We start from the raw sequence: 22,715 nt of genomic DNA on the forward strand, positions 1-22,715 counted from the left end.
TGTGCAACGCCTTCGACCGGTTCCTGGATCAATTGCAGCCGGTGATCGCAGCGGTGCAGGGGGCTGTCCATCACGCGCGCGAGACGGCCGACCAGTCGGCTCAGGTCGCCAGTCGCACCCATGCCGGTATGCAACAGCAGATTCGCGAGTTCGAACAAATGGCCACCGCCCTGCACGAGATGTCAGCGACGTCGCAGGATGCCGCCCGGAGCGCCGCGCAGGCAGCGGATGCTGCTCGGCATGCCGACCAGGCCACGGGCAATGGGGTGCGCGTGATCGAAAACACGGCCCAGGGTATCCAAGCCCTGGCCGCCGGCATGAGCAAAGGCATGATGCGTTTGCAGGCATTGTCGTCGAGCAGTCAACAGATAGGCACGGTCATGGAAGTCATTCTCTCTATCGCTCGGCAGACCAACCTGCTCGCCCTCAATGCCGCCATCGAAGCGGCACGGGCCGGTGATGCAGGTCGCGGCTTTGCGGTGGTGGCCGATGAAGTCCGTAGCCTGGCTCAGCGCACACAGGCGTCGGTCGAAGAGATCGGTGCCGTGGTCGAAAACTTGCACAACGGCACCCACGATGTGACGACGGCGATGCAGCAGAGTCATGACCTGGCCCAACACAATGCCACCGAGGCGCGCCTGGCACTTGACGCGCTGGAACAGATTCGCCAGGCGGTCGGCATCATCACCGACATGAACGTACAGATAGCCTGCGCCACGGAAGAACAGAGCAGTGTCGCCGAAGAGATCAATCGCAACGTCGAAGCGGTACGCGACGTCACGGCCTCGCTGTCGACCCAGGCCGAACGCTCGGCGAGCATCAGCCAGCAACTGAACGAACTGGCCACCGAACAACAGGCGCTGGTGCAGAAGTTCAAGACCTGAGCCGCAATGGCCAGACCCTCTTTCCATCACCCAGGATGCCACATGTTCAAGATCGCTTTAGTGACGTTATCCCTGACATGCACACCTGTACTTGCCGAGACGAATATGAATTCAAAAGCCGATGAAACCGCATTTGCGGCGCTGATGCAGAAGGAAATCACCAACCGAGCCACGGCTCGCTACGCCATCGAAGCCATTCTGAATCGGGATCAGCCGCAGGCGGCCAGGCAATTCTGGAGCAGCTATCAAGCGCTTGAGACATTGAATGAGGAGGTCTATGCAGCACCGACCCTGCAATTGCGCGTGAAGCCCAATCGCTTCAGCGCATGGCTCAAAGGTCAGTCAGCGGCGTTGTACTACTGGCTGGCGCCCAAGCGCATGATCAAGACCATGGCGCAGGCCACCGGGGAGTATTACAAAGAGATCAATGCCGATGCCGCGCGGGTGCCTGCGCGGCATGAGGGTTTCTACCAGTATGTGTTGCGCCAGGAGAACGTCCAGGTTGAAGCGTTTGCCCTGGCGGACAAGGATGATTACGCCACCGCCAGCGAACGCCTGGCGGCGTTCGTCGACGCTCAGCGCAACAACGCGGTGCGCGCGCAATAACAGCTTGTCACCTGTCTTACAGTCTGGACATGACCGCGGTGTCTGAATCCCTGGCGCGATTGGACGCCAGTTGAGCTCTCAACACCGCAGCACCATAGATGGCCAGGACCGCCACCGAACAGGCTCCAGAGAACACCAATACCGCCGAGTAGCCAAACGCCTCGATCAGGAACCCGCCAATGGCCGGCCCGAATGCCGCACCGAGAGACAGGCACAGCGCGCCCAGCGCGACAAGCTTGCCCGACAGGTCGAACTCGGCCATGACGCCAAAGGTGTAAGCCAGCACGAAGCTGATCGAAAACAGAAAGCAGATAACCCCCACGACATAGGTCGTCAGAGAGGAGAATTGCGCCAGCGCCACCAGGCCCAGCAACTCCGCGAGGATGATCACGGCCACCGGCATGAAGCGCCCCACCTTCAGGCCGATCGCCGACGCGATGAAACCACCGCCCGCATTGATCAAAAAGCCCAGCGCCAGCACCATGCCGATAGTATCGGAGCTCAGTCCGGTCTTTTTCCCCATCAGTTCGAGGAACGCCCACACCGACATGATGCCGGTCAGGAAAACCAGGCTGGCCACCAGACTCAACCATACGATGGCGCGACTTTCGGTGCTGGGAATCTGCACAGCAGCATCGGACGCATCCAATTGGCGCTCGCTACGGCGCGGCACCCAGGGCAGCGGCAGAATGCCCATCACCACCATGGCCAGGGCGATGGTGATCAACATGCCTTCAAAACCCCACACCGGCGCCACCGCCACCGGCAGCAGGATGAGCAGGAAGGCGCCCGGTACCGTCTCGATACCCAGCTTGAAACCAAACGCACGTTCGGGCTGGGAGCTGTCACCGAAAATCGTCATGGCCAGGGCATACAAGGCGCCCGTTCCGGCGCCCGCCAAGGCCATGATCACCAGCAGCATTTCATAGGAAGGGTCACGCAGAACAAATAACACCGCGCCCACCACCAGCGCCGACGACAGCGCTGAAATAACCCGCCAGCTGAGTCGGTGGATCCACAGCAATGACGCCAGCCCGAACGCGCCAAACCCCAGGTTCATGGCCATCGCGAGGTTACCCAGTTGGTGCTCGCCGAGCCCGAATCGCTCGGCAAACGCTCCAAACAGCACCGGTAGCACGTTCAATAACAGTGCGCCCGCCCCTGAGACCAACCCTGCACACAGGTAGACGGAAGTTTTATCGATCGGATTTGTTTTTGTAGTTTTCATTGAGGTATCCCGGCTTGATAAACAATGTTTACTTAACGACGGCCTACACGGTAGGCATTGAGTTGGCGAGAAACCTTGCCCAGGGAGCACAGCACTGCCCTGAAACGGTCCTTGCCGAAAATACGCTTGCGTGGAATCGAACTCATCGCATCCCAGGCGGGCGAGCCACCGCTCATACCGTCGGCGATGACCCTGGCGATCACCTGGCTGGGTGTGACCCCGAACCCGGAATAGCCCTGCACATAGAACACATTCGGATGCTCATCCAACGTGCCGACCTGCGGGAATAGGTTCAATGAGCAATCCATCGGGCCGCCCCAGGCCAAATCGATTTTGGTCGTGGCGAGGTAGGGAAACAGTCTCAGCATTTTTTTGTGGTTCCACGCTTTCAGGTCCAGCGGGACATACTCGAGCAGCATGCCGGCGGTGCCGTACATCAGCCGGTTATCCGCCGTGATCCGGTAATAATCGATGATCGGCGTGATATCGCTGAAGGCGCCACGGATCGGGCTGATGCGCTCGATCATTTCATTGGTCAGCGGCTCGGTGACCGTATTGAAGGCGTAGACGTTGATGGTGGAGTTGTCGAGCGAGCGGTCCAGCTTGTTGAGAAAGGCCCCGCACGCAAACAGCAGTTTGTCGGCCTTGACCGAACCTTTCGCCGTGCGCACGGTGATCTTGGCTCCATAGTTCACCTCAAGCACCGGGGACTGCTCGAAAATCCGTCCACCATGGATTTCAGTAAAGGCCTGCGCCTGCCCCAGCAGCAGGTTCAGCGAATGGATATGCCCATTGCCCATATGCTTGAGCGCACAGGTGTAGATATCTGCCCCGACAATACTGCGCACCTCTGAACCTTCCAGGTAAGTGATTTCCTGATCCGGGTTCAGGCTCTGGAAGTCTTTGGCCCAGGACTGCAAGAGTTTGCCCTGACGCTTGTTGAACCCCATGTAACCGTAACCGTGCCGGAAATCCGCCTGGATGTCATACCGCGCGATACGTTGCTTGATGAGGCTCGCGCCCAGGTCGCTGATCTCGAAAATCGCCTTGAGCCCCTCGGGGCCGACGTCCTTTTCGATATTTTCCAGGTCATGCCCGATGCCCGCCATCACGTGGCCGCCGTTGCGACCCGAACCGCCGAAGCCCAGGTAATTGGCTTCCAGCACCACCACGTTGGTGATACCCCGCTCGGCCAGCTCCAGCGCCGTGTTGATACCCGAAAAACCGCCCCCGATGATCACGACCTCAGCCTCGATATCGCTTTCGAGGTCGCGATAGTGCAGGTCGTATTTACGGGTCATGGTGTAGTACGAAGAAGGGTTTTCCAAAGACAACGACATACCAGCCTACCTTTTTATTATCAGGGCCTATCACGTCCCCAGTGTGGAACGGATTGGCTTGGCTGGCATGTCCAATATTGCCGAATTCTTGGTCAGGGCTGACAACCCATCGGCAAGTGGGCTCAAGCCGTCACGGCGACCGCCCGGGCAGGCAGGCGAAGGGTCACACCATAAGCAACCAACGCGCCCAACCCGCAACACCCCACCACCAGGCACATCGGCCAGGCGCTGCCATCAGCCAAATGGCTGACCCACAGACTGGCCAGCGCCCCGGTAGCGAATTGCACCGAAATCCCCAGCGCCACGCTCGCGCCGGCCTGGCGTGGAAACAGCATCATCAGACTGGCCATGCAGTTGGCGCCGATCAAACCGGTCACGCCCATGTACAGCACCATGCAACACACGATGCTCGCCAGCCCGCCCCATCCGGTATAGCCGACCAGCATCATCGCCAGCCCTGCCCCGCTCGCCAGTACCGTGCCCACCCCGAGCATGCGTTGCGGTCCGAAACGGCCCACCCAGCGGGCGTTGATGAAGGTCACCAGGATGATGCCGAGGATGTTCAGGGCGAACAATGCGCTGAACGCCCGTGGCGAGACGTCGAAGTACACCACGTAGACAAAAGGCGACGCGGTGATAAAGGCGAACATGCCGCCAAAGCCCAGGGCCATGCACAGGATCAGCGCCACTGCCCTGGGTTGCCGGACAATGGCAAGGTACGCCGCGAAGGCCGCCGGCACGGACGCTCCGCGCTGCTGCACGGGCAAACTTTCCTTCAGGGTCAAGGCAACCAGCAACAGGCACAGGCTGGACAGGATGAACAACGCCGCGAAGATGGTCCGCCAGCCCTGGATCAGCACCAGCCAGGTGCCGATCATCGGCGCGACCAGGGTCGCCATCATGGTCAGCACGTGCATCCACGACAGTACTTTGGCCGCCTCCACCAGGCCGACCAGGTCTCTGGCGACGGCGCGGGCCAGCACCAGCGCGCCCGCGCCACCCAGCGCCTGGAAAAAGCGCCAGGCAATCAGTTGCTCGACGCTGCCGGCAAACAGGCAGCCCAGGGTCGCCGCCACGTACAGCGCCAGGCTGCCGAGCAGCAACGGGCGACGGCCATAGCGGTCGGACAGCGGCCCGTAGCACAGCATGCCCAGGCACAGCCCGGCAAGAAACGCGCTGATGGTGTGTTGCACTTGCGCGGTGCTGGTCGCCAGATCCTCGGCGATTTGCGGAAAGCTGGGCAGATAAGTGTCAATCGAAAACGGCCCGAAGGCCGTCAGCGATGAAAGCAATACGATCAATCGGGCCCGCCGTTTCATCGGCCGGGTATCGCGAGGCTGTCAAGGAACGCGATGACCAGCCGGTTGAACGTCTCACCCTGGTCGTCATGCACATAGTGACTGGCGTCCGCGACTTCGGCGGTTTGAATCTGCGCATTGCTGTCGCGCATGGCTTGCAGGGTCGCCACCGGCAAGAAATCCGAGCGCGCGCCGCGAATGAACAGGGTCGGGCAATCCAGGGCGCGCACCGCCGGCCACAAGTCAGTCGGTTCGATGCTCAGGCGCGCCTCGGCGATGCCTTGCTGGTCGTGGCGCCAGGTGATCACGCCGGCGCTTTCTTTCATCGAGTGGGCCAGCCGGGAGGCCAGGCCTTGTTCCGACAAGCCCGGGCGCGAGGTCTGCCAGAACGTGCGGGCGGCCTCCCAATTGTCGAATTGCAGCGGGGTCTGGTTCATCTCCCGGCGGATGCGCGCCGCACCGTCGCCCGGGCTCGAAGACCCGGGTCCGATGTCTTCGATGATCAGGCCAATCAAGCGGCCAGGCGTCTGCCGTGCGTATTCGAGGGTATTGGCGCCGCCCAGTGAATGCCCCAGCAACACGAAGCGCTGTAAGCCGGCATGGGCGACGAAATCCTGCAGATCCTCCACATAGAACTGTGTGTGGTAGCTCGCGGCCGGGGCCCAGTCACTCAGCCCGCGACCGCGCTGGTCGAGGGCGTAGATGCAATAACCACCTCCCAACGCCTCGACCAACGACTCCCAGGTCTGTGCATAGGCACGCAAGCCGTGCAGCAGAACCAGAGGCACGCCGCTCGGGTTGCCCCAGCGCAGGACATGCAGGTTCAAGCCTGCTCGAGTGGTGAAGAAACTGCTGACTGAGTGCATAGCTTCGCTCCGCTAATCTGCGTAGGAGCGAGCTTGCTCGCGAAGAGCGTCAACGAAAAACGCGGGCATCCTGTATGAACGCGGTCCATTTGAGTTCTTCGCGAGCAAGCTCGCTCCTACAGTGGCATGAGGTTTGGTTCAAATCAGAAACGATCGAAGCGATACGGGCTCGGACAAGTAGATGAAGTCTATGTTGGTGGTAATGGACATTATTATTCTCGACTGAAGGGGATATCGGCTGCCCCCACGCTATCGAGGTCGAGTATCGGCGTGCGGTTGATGACGGTATTGTAAATTTCGGACATCAAGCTTCGAGCGGGCCCTCGGCGTTGGCGCGAAATGATGCTCGATGTCGCGGCGACGCTGTCAGGAAAGTCGATTGGGCTGAAATCGTGAGTGATCCAGACGAAATAGTCTTAGGAAACGCAACGCCAGAATAAAGCGGCCAATAACCGCTCAAAAAGAGTGCCTGTCTAAAAAGGATGCCCTCGGGAACGAGGGCACCTCCACCACGGAGCAAAAGTGGAAACTATTCCAGGCGCACGGATGAAACGCTCTGCCGGTTTCTATTACTGACTGCGTTATTTACGTCATGCTTTTCTTTGATACAGCTAGATCTCGCAAGAAGTACAGAACGTTTGCCAGGCAAAACTCGGCGATCCGACGGTGGGCTATGGCGTGTGTATGGATACATGCTTTATTTAAACGGCCAGAAACAAAAACAGGTGACATCAGTCACCTGCCACGTATCAAAATGTCGTAGCAAACACCAACTGGGTGTACACATTGGTATCGTTGTTACCCAACTGCGTCCCCCCCTGCTCTGCGCTTTTGTCTGGCTGGTAGATGCCTAACAAAGGCAAAACGGTCAAGTGCTGATTAACGCGCCATTCGGCATACAAGTCGATTTCATGACCATCGTTGTTACGCACGTTACGATCAATGGTGTCGTAATTAAAGTACATGGCTCCGAGGGTCAGGCTTTCCAAAGGAGAGACCTTGAACGTGACGTTCTGGATACGAGCATTATTATTGAAGGGCCCGGCATAGTTACTTGCCACCTCACCTTGGAACCATGTGCCATAGCCACGGCCCGTTCCATAAAACAAGGTGTCATAACCCTCTGAAAAGCGGCTGTAGCGATAGCTGGCGCTCGGCTTCCACGGAGCATCAGCAAAGGTCCACCCTGCTTCCAGATACCAAGCGTCCTCATTCGCCGCATTCGGTTTGTTTTGCCTGGCGTATTCACCCGACAAAAACAGGTTTTCCACGCCCGCGTTACCCACTGCGCGCACGCTGTAGGTCTTCATGCCTTCACGCTCAAGCTGAAGGGGGGAAGCGTACTGTTCAGCGATTTTCGTGGTGTTGACGTACGTCAGGCCAACGGTACCCGCTGCGGCCACGTGTTCCAGCGTACCGACGTACATCTCGGTATTAGCCTGAGAGGGATTATCGGATTTAAGCCACATCAGATCGCCACGCCAGCCCTCTTTACCGCCAATGCGCAACACGGCTGTCTTATCGAATGCTTTACGGGCAGCCACGTAGAAAGCACCTCCACGATTATACTGTCCGTCGCCGAGGCCGCGACCTGCACTGAAGGCGTCGCCCTGAATAAGGAAGCCGTCGCCCACTGCAATATTCTGTCGACCGAATGAAAAGTCGATGCCGTCTTTGCCAAGGACTTCAAACAGGTTGCCCGAGCGCCATCCCAGATAAGCATCTTCAATCTTGGTGGTGCGCTCTGATCCATCAGTGTAGCCTGCAGCGTCCCCATCCCCCCAAGTGGCCGAACTGACCAGTGAGAAGGCACCATAGGCCGTCCCTGCGCCTCGCAATCCCTGATCGCCGCTCACGCCATACTTGATGTAGCCCTCTCTCCATGAGGACGACCCCTGTGTTAACCGACCAGAGGCTGGATAACTTTCACGACTGTGGAAAACGCCAAAAACCGCATCCAGGTTAGCATTGAGATGGGTCTCATCTCGGGAAAAAAGCTCGTAAGCGCCCGCGGGAGTTGTTGCATTGAATAGTGCAGCGAGGGTACAAAAGTGAAGCAGGGAATATCGACGCATGGTTGCATTTCCATTTTTTTTATTAAGTTAAGCGATACATTAAATGGGCTATTCAACAATCTTCATTTAAATGCCGCCAGGATTCTGCAGTCGTTGGAGTAGTCAATGCGAGTTACTGATTAATAATTGCACCGCTTGTTTTTAAGCATCTGTTGTGCTTTTTGAATTTCACCTCCTCGCGATAGCGTGCTTGAATAACTCTCTACAGGCCTAATCTGAGCATTATTACCGGTACAGCAATGGCCTGAGTCTGACATGTTTTTTTGGATAGATGCCAAGTACGAAGAAGGGCTGAAACCTTAACTGTGTCAATTCAACAAAAATACCGCCTCTAAAGAGACTGATACTTAAATCTATAACCGACAGCTGTTCAATCCGCTACAAGGTGCCTTCCGATCAAAACGCTTGGCGAAGGTCAGAAGGCACCGCTCTTATAGCCGGCAGAAACAGTGCGAACACTCCTCGTCTCCGGCACCCGAACTGTTAACTTAAAGTATATAACCTATCCCAGCGAGCGCGTCGTCAGCGTTGATCAAACGAATCAACTTACGCTGAATCTTGAAAGTGTCACTGACGCGCTCAAGCTCGTAGACGATGTCCGCGCTGTAATGTTTGAGCGAGTCCTTGCGAAACTCGCGCACGTTTTGCGCGCAACGGACCGTCACTTTTTCATCGCTTTCGAACAGCACACGAAAACGTGACAGGGTGCGCACGGTGCGCGGCTGCGGGCTGGTGGAAATCGAATCACCTCCGGTCAGACGCTGGATTCGTAACTGACGCATGTGATGATCGTCATAGGCGTAGTTGAGGGTGTTTTCGAAGTCTTCTTCCTTGGGATTGATCGGGATAATGTAAGTACCCTTTTCGTTCCACAGGCTCAACCAGGTGTCGAATTCGCCATGGTCGAGCATGTCGCCTTCAGCCCATATAAAGGCGGTGACTTGATTCAGTAATTGCAGGTTCATTTACTTAGTCTCTGCCGTCATCATCTTTTTCCACTGCTGGTAAGCAGCGCGCATGCCGGTCTCGGCGCTTACGTCGCTGACCAGCCCGTCTTCGGTCGGTTTCTCCCCCGGCAGGCCACGGTTCAACATGATCCACAGGTCTTCGCCAGCACTTGCGCCTTTCTGCACACGCTCCCAGGCTTCGGAATCGTCCGGAGTACCAAAGCCCATCGGACCCTGGAAGTGCTCATGCAAACGCAGGCGGTAGCGGTTGGCTATAGCAGGGCCGCCGTCCATGGTGATTACCGAGTGATGAATTTCTGTCTCTGTCACCGATATCGGTTGCAGCGCGCGGAAAAACGCCATGGAACAGGCAACGTTGGGGAACAGGTTAAGATTGAAACCCGAGCCACCGACAGCACGAACAATACGGCGCACTTGCTGCTCTTCAATACCGTCTTCGCGCAATTGCGCAGCAAGCTCCTCGAAGCGCTCCGGAATCGGTTTGTCGAGATCGGCTTCAAGATCCACCAAGTCGGGGATCATCACCATTACGCTGTGCCCGTTACCAAGGTCTTCGACGTAACCCGGCCCTTCAACGAAGTCGAACAGTTTGAGGGTTTGCTCATCAACTGATGCCAGGAATGACTTGTGCACCAGCGGGAAGTGGTAAGCGTCGGTGGTATTTTCCAACTGGATTTTCCAGTTGCCCGGAAAGCGGAAACGGTGCTCGCCTGGGACCTTGATCGGGTAACCGGCGCCCTGTTTCATGAACAGGTCGATCCATTTCTTGGCAGGCCCGAGGAAATCGACCAGTGGTTCGATGTCATCCTTGAGAGAGGCAAACAGCATGCCCGCGTATTCTTCAACACGCAGGCTGACCAGAGGCAACTCGCCCTTATCCAGGCAATCACCGTAGCTTTCAGGGCTCGGCACACCACGCAGTGAACCATCCAGCGCGTAACTCCAGCCGTGATATGGACAGACAAAGCTGTTGGTCTTGCCCTTCTTGTGTTCGCATACCGTAGCGCCGCGATGGCGGCAGCGGTTGAGGTGCACATGGACCTGTTTCTTGCGGTCGCGCACCACGATCACCGGCTGCTTGCCGATGTAGGTGCTTTTGTAGCTGCCCGCCTCCGGGATCTCGCTGACGTGCGCGACCCAGACCCAGGTACTGTAGAAAATCTTTTCCAGTTCCATGTCAAACAACTTGGCGTCGGTGTACAACGACGTGTGCACGCGGTCGTGCTTGATCAAGCTTGCGGGCTCCATATCAAGCCCGACAACGTTAATTAAATCGCTCACAATTAATTACCTTTCTATCGCAATGTGACGAGAGTTATTTTTAAATAACCTTAAGCCCGCACCCACAGCCCATCAACCGCCGACCGCGAGAGGTTTATTGTTTTAAAGACAACAAGCGTCAGCCCACCTGGATCAAGCTTAACGGCGGTGTAGGCATGGCCTATATCATTTGATCCCGGACGAGTCAGCTTTCCTGAAGCCCCCCTTGATTATCCCGTAGAGAAACAAGACAACCAAAAGTAATGGAGTGCCATTGACCCAGGCAGATTCACTGCCCGTTAGCATGCCGTAATTATCGTAGATGAGATAAACGGCAGCACTAAGCCCCGCCAGTGCGATGAGTGGGCTGAGTAACGTTTTAAAATACCGTTTATCGTTGGCTTTTTTGAAGTGAACGACGACCCCCAATGTGACAAATGTCTGAAGCCCTATCAATCCAAGCGTCGACAATGCCACCGTGACGGGAAACAAAAATACAAAGGCGTCATAGCCCAGGCAGGAAGAGACGATAATGGTCAGCGCAACGAGCACGGTCACAAGTAGACTGGCATTGGCTGGAGATTTTTTCGTTTCATGAATACGTGAAAGAACATTCGGTAAGTGCCGGTCTTTGGCCAACACTTGAACATACCGCGTCGCCGCATTATGCAGTGACAACAAACAGCAAAAGTTACTGGTGCACAGCATAAGGGAAACAATTGTCGCCATCGTGCTACCCAAACGAGTCGTGAACAAATTAATGACCAACCCGCCCTTCGCTACGGCTGCCTCGTCCTTGATGGAGTCAAACCCAACCTCACCGATGATAAGCCAGATAATAATCAAGTAGGCGACGCCTACCAACACGACCGCCAAACGAGTGGCATGCGGAATGGTTTTTGCTGGCTTCCTGGCTTCCATCGCATAAAGCGCGGCGGACTCGACACCGAGGAATGACGCCAGCGCCACCATGAGCCCAACCCCCAGCCCCGGCAACATTATTGCGTCTACCGAGATGGCTTGAACCGGGAAGGCGTTAAGACCTTTATCCAAGAATATGGAAATACCCAGTAGAAAAAGCACAAAGAACTCTGCAAGCACCAAAGGCACCAGGATCTTTGCGGCAAAATCAATATTCGCCCGACCCAGATAACAGATCGCCCCCACGTATAACACGGTCCATGCGGCCCAGCCGATATCAATACCAAACCCTTGCATGGTCATATTCGTGTAATACCCGGACGCCACAGCAATCGCCGTGGTAATTGCCAGATAAGAGGCTAAGGCAACCCATGCCGCCCCCGCGCCAACGCCCCGTCCAAAGATCACCGTGAGGTACTTGTAAAATGCGCCGGCCCCCGGGATCGCCCGGATTAATTCGCCATAGCCTATCGAGAAAAAAATCATCAGAATTCCTGCCAGCAGGAATGCTCCGGCAAGGCCAGCGCCATTACCGTGCTCAAAAGCGATGGGGGCCGCGGTGAGAACTGCCCCTAATGGTCCTGCGGCTGCAATCACCAATAACGCGATTTTATAAGCACTTAGATTACCTTCTAATTGCTGGCCGCCTGCAGGCACATCTGCAGATAGGGGCTCGGATAGCTCTGTCATCCCAATTCTCCACTCTAATTATTTTATGAATAACGGAAATAAATCGATGCAGCAGCATCCTTGCGGACCCACGCGAGCGCTCCTCAAGCACAAGCGATACTTACCCGCTGCCCCTGAAAACCGCAGCCTGGCTATTCTTTACATCGCTCCTCACTCGTTGCCAAGTTCATCAAACTCTTATCTTGCCAAAGGGCGGGTACTCAGGAACTCAAACCCATCACTTGTCTTCGATGACACGATTCATGACGTCTATTCAACGAGGCATCGATGTGAAGTGTATATTCCTGGCCTTGGCAATCGGATTGATTCAGGCGCAGGCGCATCGTTTTAATTTTTTCGTGCGACGTAGAGTGCGCGTCACCGGTCATCAGGCTTCATAGGGATATAAGTTCTACAGGTATCCTTGCAGCACTGCACCCCGAAAACCATGACACCGTAAGCGACATTCGTTGTACAAATTGCAACGCTGCAATTTGTTAGATGACATTCCTTATCAAGTACTGCGTGGCCCGAGAAGGAACTGGGTCACTTTTTGATTACACCGCCTGACCAACGTGCTTGCTGCGCTCGATGACGAACGCTGACTGATTCAAAGGAACGCACCAGCAATGGCACACAGACGTGCGTCCGCTCCCTTTGCTCCGATGAGTTGCAGGCTGGTTTTAATGGAGGAACCCGGGTATGGAATTGGCACACTCAATGCCGGGTGCCCGCTCAAGTTGAACGGCCTGAGGAATCGGGTCAGATCGATCACCGATTCACCCTTGCGTACATCAACCAATAGCGGTGGCAGACGAGGCAAACTCGGAAGGACAAGCGTATCGAAGCGTTCCAGCAAATGGTCCACCTGTTCGCTGAATGCCATGCGCACCGCTTGCGCAGCTTGTACCGCCACGGCATCGGTGTTGGCCGCACGCCGCAACCTCGCCTCAATATCGGCGCCCAGTAAAGCCTGGCCCGTGTAATGACCATAAGCAGCCCACGTTTCAGCATTAATGACGGTCAATGCAGCTTCGAATGCCTGTTCAAGAAGCGGCAGCGTGACGACTTCCCAGGCCCAGCCTCGACGATCCATCTCGTCCCGTATGGCTTGCTCAATCGCCGGATCGCAAGAGACATCGACCACCCCTACCCGGAATTGCCCGAGAGGCTTATGCGCCGAGAAAGTTGAGTCCATTGAAGTCATCGCAGCCACGATCGTCTCGAGATCACGAGCCATGGGTCCTACAACATCAAGAGAACTGGAAGCCGGATACACACCGTGACGACTCAAACGCCCGAACGATGGCTTGAGACCGAAGACCCCACAGCAGGCAGCCGGCATGCGCACAGAACCTCCTGTATCAGTACCCAATGCCACATCCACATTTCCCTGAGCAACGATGACTGCTGAGCCGCTGGAAGACCCACCGGGTATCCGGTCCGGTGCCTGTGGATTAACTGGCGTTCCAGCCCACTCGTTGATACCGGTCACGCCGAAAGCCAGCTCATGCAGCACAGTCTTGCCAATGATTTGCCAACCATCGTCGAGAAGCGCCTTCACAACGGCTGCATGGTTCTGGGCTGGCGCGGCGTGTTCGAAAGCACGACTCCCACAGCGTGTTGGCCAACCTGCCACATCCAAAGAATCCTTGATGGCGACAGTCCGACCCGGCCCCCCGATGCAACCTTCAATGACCAGCGGGCTCACAGTGACGCCCCCTGGACATTCTCGAGACGAAAGGCATCAACGCGTTCAGTTGAAAAAGAGGAGATGCGCCAGGCGTCTGCCTCCCAGAGAATTTCCACGCTGAGGGCGGCGACAATTGATTCGGATTGACCAGATTCGTAGCGACTGAGTTGCTGCATTACCCATCGGCCTTTGGCTTGAAAACCATCGACAGCTATCTGCTCACCGGAAAGAAAGTGCATATTTGACAGAAAGTGTGGAGCCGGCGGCAGGTAACTCATGAGCATCGCCACTATCGCTTTGCGTCCGTCTACACGACCAAACTTAAGGGCATACCGAGATCCGACCCCCTGCCAAACTGCGTCCTGGCAGAACAATTGGCCCAGCTCGCTTTCACGTGTTTCAGGTCCGGGAACGTCGCACAAAAACATATACCGATTCAGTAAATGGCGAACCGCAGATTCGGCCTCAAGTACCCGAATACGCTCTTCCAGCAGGGAAATGTCAGAAATGGGGGAAATGGGGGAAATGGGGGAAATCATGAGAAGGCTCCTGTCGAATTTGCAAAAACAAGACAAGGAAATTACTGACATAGAAATCGGGCCACAATCACAGTAACCAGAGATCATGTTGCTTTTTAGGCAATGATGTTGATCGGTGCTTGACCGGAATAGCCGCTATACCCTGCTAGAGCAAGCGTTGTCATTACCACAACAAGTGTCGCCTCGAATGTCATCGAGTTCAAAAAAACGAACTGTAGGATAAGCGTGGTCTGTTACCTAGTTTAGCTTGAGCGCCAGAACTCATGCCGAATGCTCCAAGGCTGATGTGGAGCAGTTAAGCGCCGAAAAAAGCGCATAACCGTCATGGCTCACCCGATTATTCGAAGGCCCTGCGATTTGGACCGTTCGATTCAGAATGACAACGGCGTTGAAGGTTAGAGCGCAACCGGTCAGATCACGTCCCCGCTGAGAAAGGTTCGTATCAGCGGCAAGAGCAGTATTTCAAAATGAGCATCAACGACTATGCACAACTTACCAAATATTGATTTCATTTACCTCTCCGAACCGGACATGATTCAGGCGGGCGTTACCAATATGGCAGCCTGCGTTGACACGATGGAAGAAATGTTTTCCCTGATGTACCACGGCGACTACCGCATGGCAGGTCCCAATAACAACTCCCACGGATCTGTGGTGGTATTTCCCGAAGACTCACCTTTTCCGGACATGCCCAAACCTACCCCCGATCGACGCTTCATGGCGATGCCTGCGTACCTTGGCGGTCAATTTCGGACAGCCGGGATGAAATGGTACGGATCCAACATCGCGAATAGAGAGAAGGGCCTCCCCCGCTCCATCCTTCTGTTCGTACTCAACGATGCCGATACGGGCGCTCCTCTGGCAATCATGTCAGCGAATCTTCTTTCTGCTTATCGAACAGGCGCCGTGCCTGGCGTAGGCGCCCGCCATCTGGCCAAAAAGAATTCGAAGGTGGTTGGCATTCTGGGTCCAGGTGTGATGGCGAAGACCTCACTTTCGGCATTCGTTGCCGAATGTCCTGGGATTGACACAGTTAAAGTCAAGGGACGCGGCCAAAAAAATATCGATGCGTTTACATCGTGGGTTCGTGAGACTTTTCCGCAGATTGTCAACATTCATGTGGTTGACACCAACGAAGCTGTGGTACGCGATTGTGACATCGTCACATTCTGCAATTCCGGAGCAATTGGTGATGCCTCTGCCTATCCTGTGGTGAAGCGTGAATGGGTAAGCCCGGGTACGTTCCTGTCCATGCCCGCCTTGACGAGTATCGATGAAGGCATGCAGTCACCCGACATCCGCAAGGTTCTGGACAATCCTTCTCTCTACCAAGCATGGCATGAAGAAAATCCCAAGCCAGTGCACAACATCGTGCCAGTAGTGGGCATCCAATTCCTGGATCTGATCGACGAAGGAAAAATGTCACCTGACCAGCTCGAGGATCTGGGCAAGATTGTTGTCGGTGAAGCACCCGGCCGCAAAAACGACGATGAAATCATAATCATGTCGGTCGGCGGTATGCCCGTAGAAGATGTTGCGTGGGGCACCGTGATTTATCGGAACGCATGCGAAAAAGGCATAGGCGTCAAACTTAATCTCTGGGAAACCCCAACGCTAAGTTGAGCCTGCACGGCCACCGCGCCTTCTGAGTCTTCATTGAATATCGGACACTCCACATGAAAGAAGTTATCGACGTTATTAAAGTTAAAACCGGATCCAAGTTTGAGGAGCTGGGTAGCTATTCGCGCCTGATCGCCGTCGGCGATCTGATTTTCGTATCCAATACCGCCGGCCGCAATCCCGCCACAAAGGAAATGCCCGAAGACCCGGCTGAGCAGACCCTTCAAGTCTTGGCCAATATAGAACATGCCCTTTCGGCCGTTGACGCTTCGCTTGGCGATATCGTTGCCGCGCGCGTGTTCATACCGTTTGCGAAGGACATAGATATCGTAATGGCCACCTACGCAGAAAAAATGCGAGGCATTAATCCAACGCTGACGCTGACCAGCCCTCCCCTGGGATCTGAGATATACAAAGTTGAAATTGAAGTCACCGCCTATCGCGGGGTCTCAAAGGCCAATGTCAAAGAAATCACGATTACTCATAACAATACGTGACACTTAGCAGCCTCAGGGCGTAGCGATTCAGTGCACTTTCGATAACGTATACAGTATCAAGGATAAGAAACTTGGCCCCCTCTATCTCTCCCGTTCAGACTTCTGTCGTTCTTCCTGCCGCCACGACAGTGGTGGTGATCGGAGGGGGCATTATCGGACTCACTGCGGCATTGTCGCTGGCAGAACGTGGCATACCCGTCACAGTACTTGAAAAGGGCAGAATTGCTGGCGAACAATCCTCGCGAAATCTGGGGTGGATCAGGAAAATGGGGCGGGCCAAACTGGACCTCCCTCTTTCAATCGCTGCAGAAAAACTATGGGGCACCATGGCGCAACGGCTCAATGCCGATGTTGGCTACAGACAGACCGGTATTTTGTATACCGCCAGCTCAGCCTCGGAAATGGCTTCACATCAAGAATGGTTGAACTCAGTCGCTGATGCCTCGCTCGACTCACGCCTGGTCACCGCGAGAGAAATCGCTGATCTTTCTCCAGGGTGCACCGTCGATTGGGCAGGCGGAATTTATACAGCCTCTGATGGCCGAGCAGAGCCTACTCTTGCCAGCAGTGCCATCGCACGGGCGGCTATTGCAAAAGGCGTTATCATCGTGGAGAACTGCGCGGTGCGAACGCTATCCATGTCGGCAGGCAGAGTAAGCGGTGTTGTAACCGAGCGGGGGGAAGTGCGTTGCGATAACGTAGTTCTTTCCGGCGGCATGTGGTCGAGACGCTTCCTGGCTAACTTCGGTGTTCCCCTCTTGACGTTGCCGGTAGTCGCCTCAGTCCTTCGAACGGCTCCTCTGACGATAGAGGGAATGACTGAGGTCGCAGTAGGAACTCCAGATATCTCTTTTCGCAAACATCAGGACGGCGGATACATCATTACAAACCGGGGAGCTTTCATGGTGCCGATCGTGCCTGACAGCTTGATGATCGGGCATCATTACTTTTCCACACTGCGCTCCCAATGGAAAAACATGAATCTTTCCCTGGGACGAGAGTTCATGACAGAACTGGCCCTGTCGCGACGCAGTTCTGACCAAGGTACCTCTGCTTTCGAGCAGAGACGGACAATAGACCCAAACGTCAATCACGGACTGAATCGGGCTGCATTACGCAATCTCACTGAAGCTTGGCCCGCTTTTAAAAAAGCCACCGTAGAGCTCGAATGGGCTGGCATGATCGATGTAACCCCGGACGGCCTCCCAGTGATATCCCCCGTGGATAAAATTCCGGGCTTGACGCTTGCTTCCGGATTCTCAGGGCATGGTTTTGGCACCTCTCCAGCAGCCGGACAACTGGTCGCTGATCTCGTCACTGGCGACACACCGATAGTTAATCCCGCACCGTATCACCTCAAGCGCCAGCACAGCTGATAAAGCCAGGAAATCAGGGGTACCTCAGCAATCAAGAGCCCCATAGAAAGTTAAATGTGCAACCTAGAACCGCAAATTTCGGCGCAGACAGAAACGCCTTCTTAGATCAAAAAGCTATAAAAATATTGTAGGTCACTGACCAAAAAAACTAGCCCTCAGTATTGCTTCCCGGCATTCACTAGCATAGATTCGTCAGCATAATAAAAAACTTGATGATGCGAACCGTGCGAGGCACCCATGATGAATTCCCAAACTGAGCTTCAAGATCAACGCTTCAAGTATCTGTATTTGAGCTCGAGACTGGGAACCATGCGCGCGGCGGCCGAAGAGCTGGAGCTCGCCGTCTCCTCCATCAGTCGCCAGATTGCAAAACTGGAGTCCGATCTCGGCATTCAGCTCATACAAGAAGGTACTCACAGGATCTGCCTGACCGCTGCTGGTCAGGCTGCAGTTGATTATTATGTTGAGCGTATGGGTCATCACAATCAACTGTTGAAAAAACTCGGCCAACTCAAAGAAGGATATTTAAATAGAACAAGCATTGCGGTGGGCGAAGGACTACTTAGTACTCAGGCCATAGGTGAGCTTTATCAATTTTTCAAAGCTAACCGACAATCGCACACTGAGCTTTTGATTGCGCCCTCTCACGAAGTTGAGCGAATGGTCGCTGAAGACGAAGCAGACATAGGATTGGTGTTTTCCCCTACCAAGACCGCAAACATCAATAGGCTCCATTCTTTCGATCAACCCATGAGAGCTATTGTCCATCCCGACCACCCGCTGGCGGGTAGATCGGTACTCAGTCTTCAAGACCTGGCTGACGAAGATATTGTTCTCCCCCCCCCTGAGTACCGAATCAGAGGGATTATTGACCAATTGCAAAGTGAAAGCAGCGCTCACTTCCAGCCTTACATTACTTCAAACTCACTGAAGATAATGTTGGATCTCACGCGCAACGGCATAGCCTCGACAATACTCAGTGACTTCCCCGTCATTGACGAGTTATGCAACGGCACGTTAAAAGCTATTCCTATCGATTATCACGCGTTGAATGTAACACAAGTACAAATTATTTCGCGCCAATCCAGGAAGCTGTCCCCTCTTTCGCGTGATTTGGTGCATTACTTGGCAATGGCAATAAACGCCCAGATTAGGCGCATTCGTGATTGCAACAGCAGAAATCCCAATAAGATTTTCTTGGTTCGGAAAAATGCCATCGCTACGGCAGTTGACTAGTCTCTTTTTTCTGAGCGATATTTTCCATGATTCTCCATATGATTGATTTAGCGTCTTGAACTATTCGTTCATAACTCTGTGCATCCGGCCAATCCACCATGTAAAGCACCATAATGCCATCGATATGTAACAGCACCTGGGTTGCGACCCGTTTGATGGTCTCACGCGATGCATCAGGGTAAACCCTGGTAAGGATTGTCGAAAATTTTCGCCTATTGACTCTGTACAGTTTACGTTGAAAAAGGCGAGCCTCTACATCCCGGAGTGCCATCCCCCAGAGTTCGACGAAGATAGCTGTAACATCCAGTCGCATGAGATCGCTAAACAAATAATCCAACACAGCACCCATCTGTTGTTCGGGACTATTATAGGACTCCATCATTATGAGTTTATAATTTCTCAGATAGTCATTTACGGTATACCTGACCATCTCCAAGAATAGTTGATCTTTGGTCGGAAAAAAATATTGAAGATGACTCAGCGACATATCGACTTTTTTAGCCACGCTTCTCATACTGAATCCAGCATTTCCTGAGTCGAGAAATACCATCCTTGCCTCGACCAAAATAGCCGTACGCCTCTCTTCAGTCTTTTGATTGTTTTTAGCAACCCTCATTGAGAATTTCCTTTTTACCTAAAAAATTCCAGAAATTATACAACACTCTTAATTCGCCTTAAAGCCCATACTTGCTTGCATTCCATACAGGCCAGATATACTTGGCCGGTTAGATGCACTAATTTTCCACCCGATATCGTCATCGTCTCAGCTTAGTGCAGTCGTGGTCCACGACCTAGGGCACGATCAGCAAAAACCAATCCGCCCTACACGCAAGTGAGACATTGCACGCACCACCTGGATGATTCGCCTTTGTTGCAGCAAGGGCAACAATAGGTACCTCTGCGGTCATTGTCCAACTCTTGACGGTGCGGGATATTAATTTCCATTATATTCCGCTAGTACGATAGCGGCCCCTGAAACAATAACAATGGGCATTCGATCATGACATTGGCAAATAACTATGAACACCTCACGGCTGGGGCTAAATCCAGGATCGGCAAACGCACTCAACTCTTTATTAATGGTGAGTTCAGGGACCCGCATTCAGAAAAATATTTTCCTATCGCTGATCCCAGTAACGGTCTTGAACTAGGTCAAATTGCTCAGGCAGACCAATTTGACGTCGACCTGGCAGTTGCCTCTGCACGCAAGGCTTTTGAAGACAGCGCCTGGTCCAGAATGAAGCCATATCAACGTGAAGCGTTGATGCTCCGGCTCGCTGATTTGATTGCGGAAAATGCTCAGGAGCTTTCTGAACTCGAGACGCTCAGCAGTGGCCGCCTTATTCGAAACACTCGCGCATTCGATGCGGACCTGTCGGTTTATACGCTGCGTTATATGGCGGGGTGGTCCACCAAAATCTCTGGAAAAACCCTGGATTTGTCCGTTCCTTACCTTCCGGATCAAAAATTCTTTGGTTTCACAAAACGATCGCCACTGGGTGTCGTAGCCGCAATTACCCCGTGGAACGTGCCGCTTTGCCAAGCGGTCTGGAAATTGGCACCTGTTCTTGCAACGGGGTGCACTGTTGTTCTCAAGCCCGCTGAGCAAACCCCGTTCACTACTTTGCGCCTGGCGGAGCTGTGTAATGAAGCTGGTATTCCACCTGGAGTTGTCAATGTCATTACCGGCCTAGGTCATGAAGTGGGTGCGGCGCTTGTTGAGCACCCTGGCGTGGACAAGATAAGTTTTACAGGCTCGACTGAGACAGGGAAACGAATCGCCGCAATAGCAGCGCCCCTGATGAAAAAATACACGCTTGAACTCGGCGGTAAGTCACCGGTCGTCATCGCCGAAGATGCCGATCTGAACATCGCTATTCCCGGCGCTGCCTGGGCTATTTTCGGCAATCATGGTCAAAACTGCTGCGCAGGTTCTCGGCTGTATGTCCACGAACGCCACTACGCCGAAGTCACTGCGGGAGTCGCTGAAATCGCACGGACCATCAAAATTGGTCCAGGTCTGGATTTAAGCTCGCAGATGGGCCCACTCGTTCATCACGCCCACCGCGACAAGGTGATGAGCATGATCCACCAGGGCCTTGAGTCCGGTGCAGAATTACTGTGTGGGGGCGAGACCATCAACAGCCCTGGCGCTTACATTCAGCCTACCATTTTGACCGACCTTACAAACAACAGCGTCACATCCCAAAAGGAGATTTTTGGGCCGGTGCTAACTGCCTTTTCCTTCAAGGACGACCGAGAGGTTATCCAGCGCGCCAATGCCACCTCATTTGGTTTGGGGGCCAGTATCTGGACCAAAAACGTTGATCGGATCACGACCTTCTTCGGCGGCGTAAAGGCAGGCACTATCTGGATCAATAACCACAATGTGCTGGATCTCAGTCTCCCCTTCGGCGGCATGAAGGATTCGGGCGCAGGTCATGAATTGGGGGAAGAAGGCTTACTCGCCCACACGTCACTCAAGGCCGGTGTTATGCGTGTTTTTGATCCGGCTGAATGAAGATTGGCGAGCCTTTTTTGAACCATCAATATGAATTGTCTTCCCGCGTGCGTACAGGTATTACCCGATGAATGAACTCCTAAACGTAGTCGTGCTTAAACGAGTGCTGCAAGGTGATGATGTGGTCGTCATCGAGCTGGCGCGGGCAGACCGCGGCAATTTACCGACCTTTGAAGCCGGTGCTCATATTGATGTGCACCTCCCCTCAAGTGTGGTCCGCCAATATTCGTTGTGCGGCGATCCCGCTGACGCAGGCATTTATCGCCTTGGGGTTTTGAAAGATCCTCAATCCAGGGGTGGATCCATTGCAGTCCATCAGGAATTGCTTGAAGGCGTAAAGGTAAACATCAGCCTGCCTCGTAACCATTTCCCGCTGGACTTGAATGCCGAACGTTCAATCCTGCTCGGAGGGGGTATTGGCATTACACCGATGCTGGCCATGGCCTATGCCCTTGAAGCCAAGGGCAAGGCGTTTGAAATGCATTATTGCGCACGCTCACGTAGCCGAAGTGCGTTTCTTGAAGAGTTGGAGCGCTCCGGATTTTCCCATGCCGTCCAGCTGCACTTCGACGATGAACCTGACAGCAAACTGGACCTTAAACGCGTATTAGGAGGCCGCCAGGAGACGGCTCACATCTATACATGTGGACCGGGAGGTTTTATGGAGTGGGTTATCAATAATGCTCTCGAACTCGGCTACCCTGATGCACACATTCACCGCGAATACTTTCAGGCCGACATTGATACCAAAGGGTCTGGTTTTGAGGTTGTGGCGGCGCGCAGCGGTAAAACCGTCAATGTCATGACCGGGCAGACCATTTATCAAGCACTGGCTGAAGTAGGTATTGATATCGAAATATCCTGCGAGCAGGGTGTTTGTGGCACCTGCCTCTGTGATGTTTTAGAGGGTGAACCAGACCACCGCGATGTATACCTCACTGCTGATGAAAAAGCGGCGAACGATACGATATTAGTATGCTGTTCACGATCAAAATCTCCCCGACTGGTGCTGGACATATAACGTAAAAAGTGGTGCACCGCTGACACCATTTACCTTGGGCGTCCTCAGCAATGTAATGACACACACAGGCTATGGCGCAGGGCCCATCATGCTTTGC

The 22,715-nt window shown here is 54.2% G+C and carries 18 protein-coding genes and 1 pseudogene; 8 read left to right on the forward strand and 11 right to left on the reverse strand.

The features are described 5' to 3' along the window. Positions 1–380: 380 nt before the first annotated feature. A pseudogene (locus HU731_RS29065) lies at positions 381–884 on the forward strand (methyl-accepting chemotaxis protein); the annotation flags it as partial. Positions 885–989: 105 nt separating this feature from the next. After that, entirely contained in the window at positions 990–1,490 is a 501-nt protein-coding gene (locus tag HU731_RS27060) for a hypothetical protein (RefSeq protein ID WP_003232716.1), read from the forward strand. Between the two features lie 16 nt (positions 1,491–1,506). On the opposite strand, the gene HU731_RS27065 is transcribed toward HU731_RS27060, so the two are convergent. The 10 genes from HU731_RS27065 to HU731_RS27110 form a co-directional block, all read right to left on the reverse strand. After that, positions 1,507–2,718 carry an MFS transporter gene (locus HU731_RS27065; RefSeq protein ID WP_157169932.1) on the reverse strand — a complete coding sequence of 404 codons (1,212 nt, stop codon included), beginning with the start codon at positions 2,716–2,718 and terminating at the stop codon, positions 1,507–1,509. Positions 2,719–2,750: 32 nt separating this feature from the next. Then, entirely contained in the window at positions 2,751–4,058 is a 1,308-nt protein-coding gene (locus tag HU731_RS27070; RefSeq protein WP_003232718.1) for an NAD(P)/FAD-dependent oxidoreductase, read from the reverse strand. A gap of 122 nt (positions 4,059–4,180) precedes the next feature. Next, entirely contained in the window at positions 4,181–5,377 is a 1,197-nt protein-coding gene (locus HU731_RS27075; RefSeq protein ID WP_032870214.1) for a multidrug effflux MFS transporter, read from the reverse strand. Then, entirely contained in the window at positions 5,374–6,222 is an 849-nt protein-coding gene (locus HU731_RS27080) for an alpha/beta fold hydrolase (protein WP_003232723.1), read from the reverse strand. The genes HU731_RS27075 and HU731_RS27080 overlap by 4 nt, the downstream gene beginning before the upstream one ends. Before the next feature lie 749 nt (positions 6,223–6,971). After that, positions 6,972–8,297 (reverse strand): alginate export family protein, encoded by a 1,326-nt coding sequence (locus HU731_RS27085; RefSeq protein ID WP_003232724.1) that lies wholly within the window; start codon positions 8,295–8,297, stop codon positions 6,972–6,974. Positions 8,298–8,785: 488 nt separating this feature from the next. Beyond that, a complete protein-coding gene (locus HU731_RS27090) occupies positions 8,786–9,262 on the reverse strand; it encodes an aromatic-ring-hydroxylating dioxygenase subunit beta (RefSeq protein ID WP_003232726.1) in 477 nt (158 codons plus the stop codon). Further along, positions 9,263–10,546: an aromatic ring-hydroxylating oxygenase subunit alpha gene (locus HU731_RS27095; protein ID WP_003232728.1), complete on the reverse strand. Its 1,284-nt coding sequence runs from the start codon at positions 10,544–10,546 to the stop codon at positions 9,263–9,265. Between the two features lie 165 nt (positions 10,547–10,711). Beyond that, positions 10,712–12,136, reverse strand: coding sequence for an APC family permease (locus HU731_RS27100; protein WP_003232730.1), 1,425 nt, complete (start codon positions 12,134–12,136; stop codon positions 10,712–10,714). Positions 12,137–12,725: 589 nt separating this feature from the next. Then, positions 12,726–13,826 carry an amidase gene (locus HU731_RS27105; RefSeq protein ID WP_050557257.1) on the reverse strand — a complete coding sequence of 367 codons (1,101 nt, stop codon included), beginning with the start codon at positions 13,824–13,826 and terminating at the stop codon, positions 12,726–12,728. Then, positions 13,823–14,347, reverse strand: a complete 525-nt coding sequence (locus HU731_RS27110; RefSeq protein WP_186606220.1) for a nuclear transport factor 2 family protein — start codon at positions 14,345–14,347, stop codon at positions 13,823–13,825. Before HU731_RS27110 ends, HU731_RS27105 begins: the two co-directional genes overlap by 4 nt. Before the next feature lie 483 nt (positions 14,348–14,830). Here HU731_RS27110 and HU731_RS27115 point away from each other — a divergent pair, with 483 nt between their 5' ends. The 4 genes from HU731_RS27115 to HU731_RS27130 all read left to right on the forward strand — a co-directional run bounded on the left by HU731_RS27115 (position 14,831) and on the right by HU731_RS27130 (position 19,076). Further along, positions 14,831–15,970, forward strand: coding sequence for an ornithine cyclodeaminase family protein (locus tag HU731_RS27115; protein ID WP_003232735.1), 1,140 nt, complete (start codon positions 14,831–14,833; stop codon positions 15,968–15,970). A 53-nt stretch (positions 15,971–16,023) separates the two neighbouring features. After that, positions 16,024–16,464: a Rid family hydrolase gene (locus tag HU731_RS27120; protein ID WP_003232737.1), complete on the forward strand. Its 441-nt coding sequence runs from the start codon at positions 16,024–16,026 to the stop codon at positions 16,462–16,464. A 71-nt stretch (positions 16,465–16,535) separates the two neighbouring features. Beyond that, positions 16,536–17,840: an NAD(P)/FAD-dependent oxidoreductase gene (locus HU731_RS27125; RefSeq protein WP_003232738.1), complete on the forward strand. Its 1,305-nt coding sequence runs from the start codon at positions 16,536–16,538 to the stop codon at positions 17,838–17,840. Positions 17,841–18,077: 237 nt separating this feature from the next. Beyond that, positions 18,078–19,076 (forward strand): LysR family transcriptional regulator, encoded by a 999-nt coding sequence (locus tag HU731_RS27130; protein ID WP_225931554.1) that lies wholly within the window; start codon positions 18,078–18,080, stop codon positions 19,074–19,076. Here HU731_RS27130 and HU731_RS27135 read toward each other — a convergent pair. Then, entirely contained in the window at positions 19,060–19,692 is a 633-nt protein-coding gene (locus HU731_RS27135; protein ID WP_003232742.1) for a TetR/AcrR family transcriptional regulator, read from the reverse strand. The two genes, HU731_RS27130 and HU731_RS27135, sit on opposite strands and share 17 nt — an antisense overlap. 384 nt (positions 19,693–20,076) lie before the next feature. Here HU731_RS27135 and HU731_RS27140 point away from each other — a divergent pair, with 384 nt between their 5' ends. Beyond that, positions 20,077–21,597 (forward strand): aldehyde dehydrogenase family protein, encoded by a 1,521-nt coding sequence (locus tag HU731_RS27140; protein ID WP_003232745.1) that lies wholly within the window; start codon positions 20,077–20,079, stop codon positions 21,595–21,597. A 67-nt stretch (positions 21,598–21,664) separates the two neighbouring features. Continuing rightward, entirely contained in the window at positions 21,665–22,618 is a 954-nt protein-coding gene (locus tag HU731_RS27145; RefSeq protein ID WP_003232747.1) for a PDR/VanB family oxidoreductase, read from the forward strand. Positions 22,619–22,715: the final 97 nt, after the last annotated feature.

Source organism: Pseudomonas salmasensis (assembly GCF_014268375.2).
GTDB classification, from domain to species: Bacteria; Pseudomonadota; Gammaproteobacteria; order Pseudomonadales; family Pseudomonadaceae; genus Aquipseudomonas; species Aquipseudomonas salmasensis.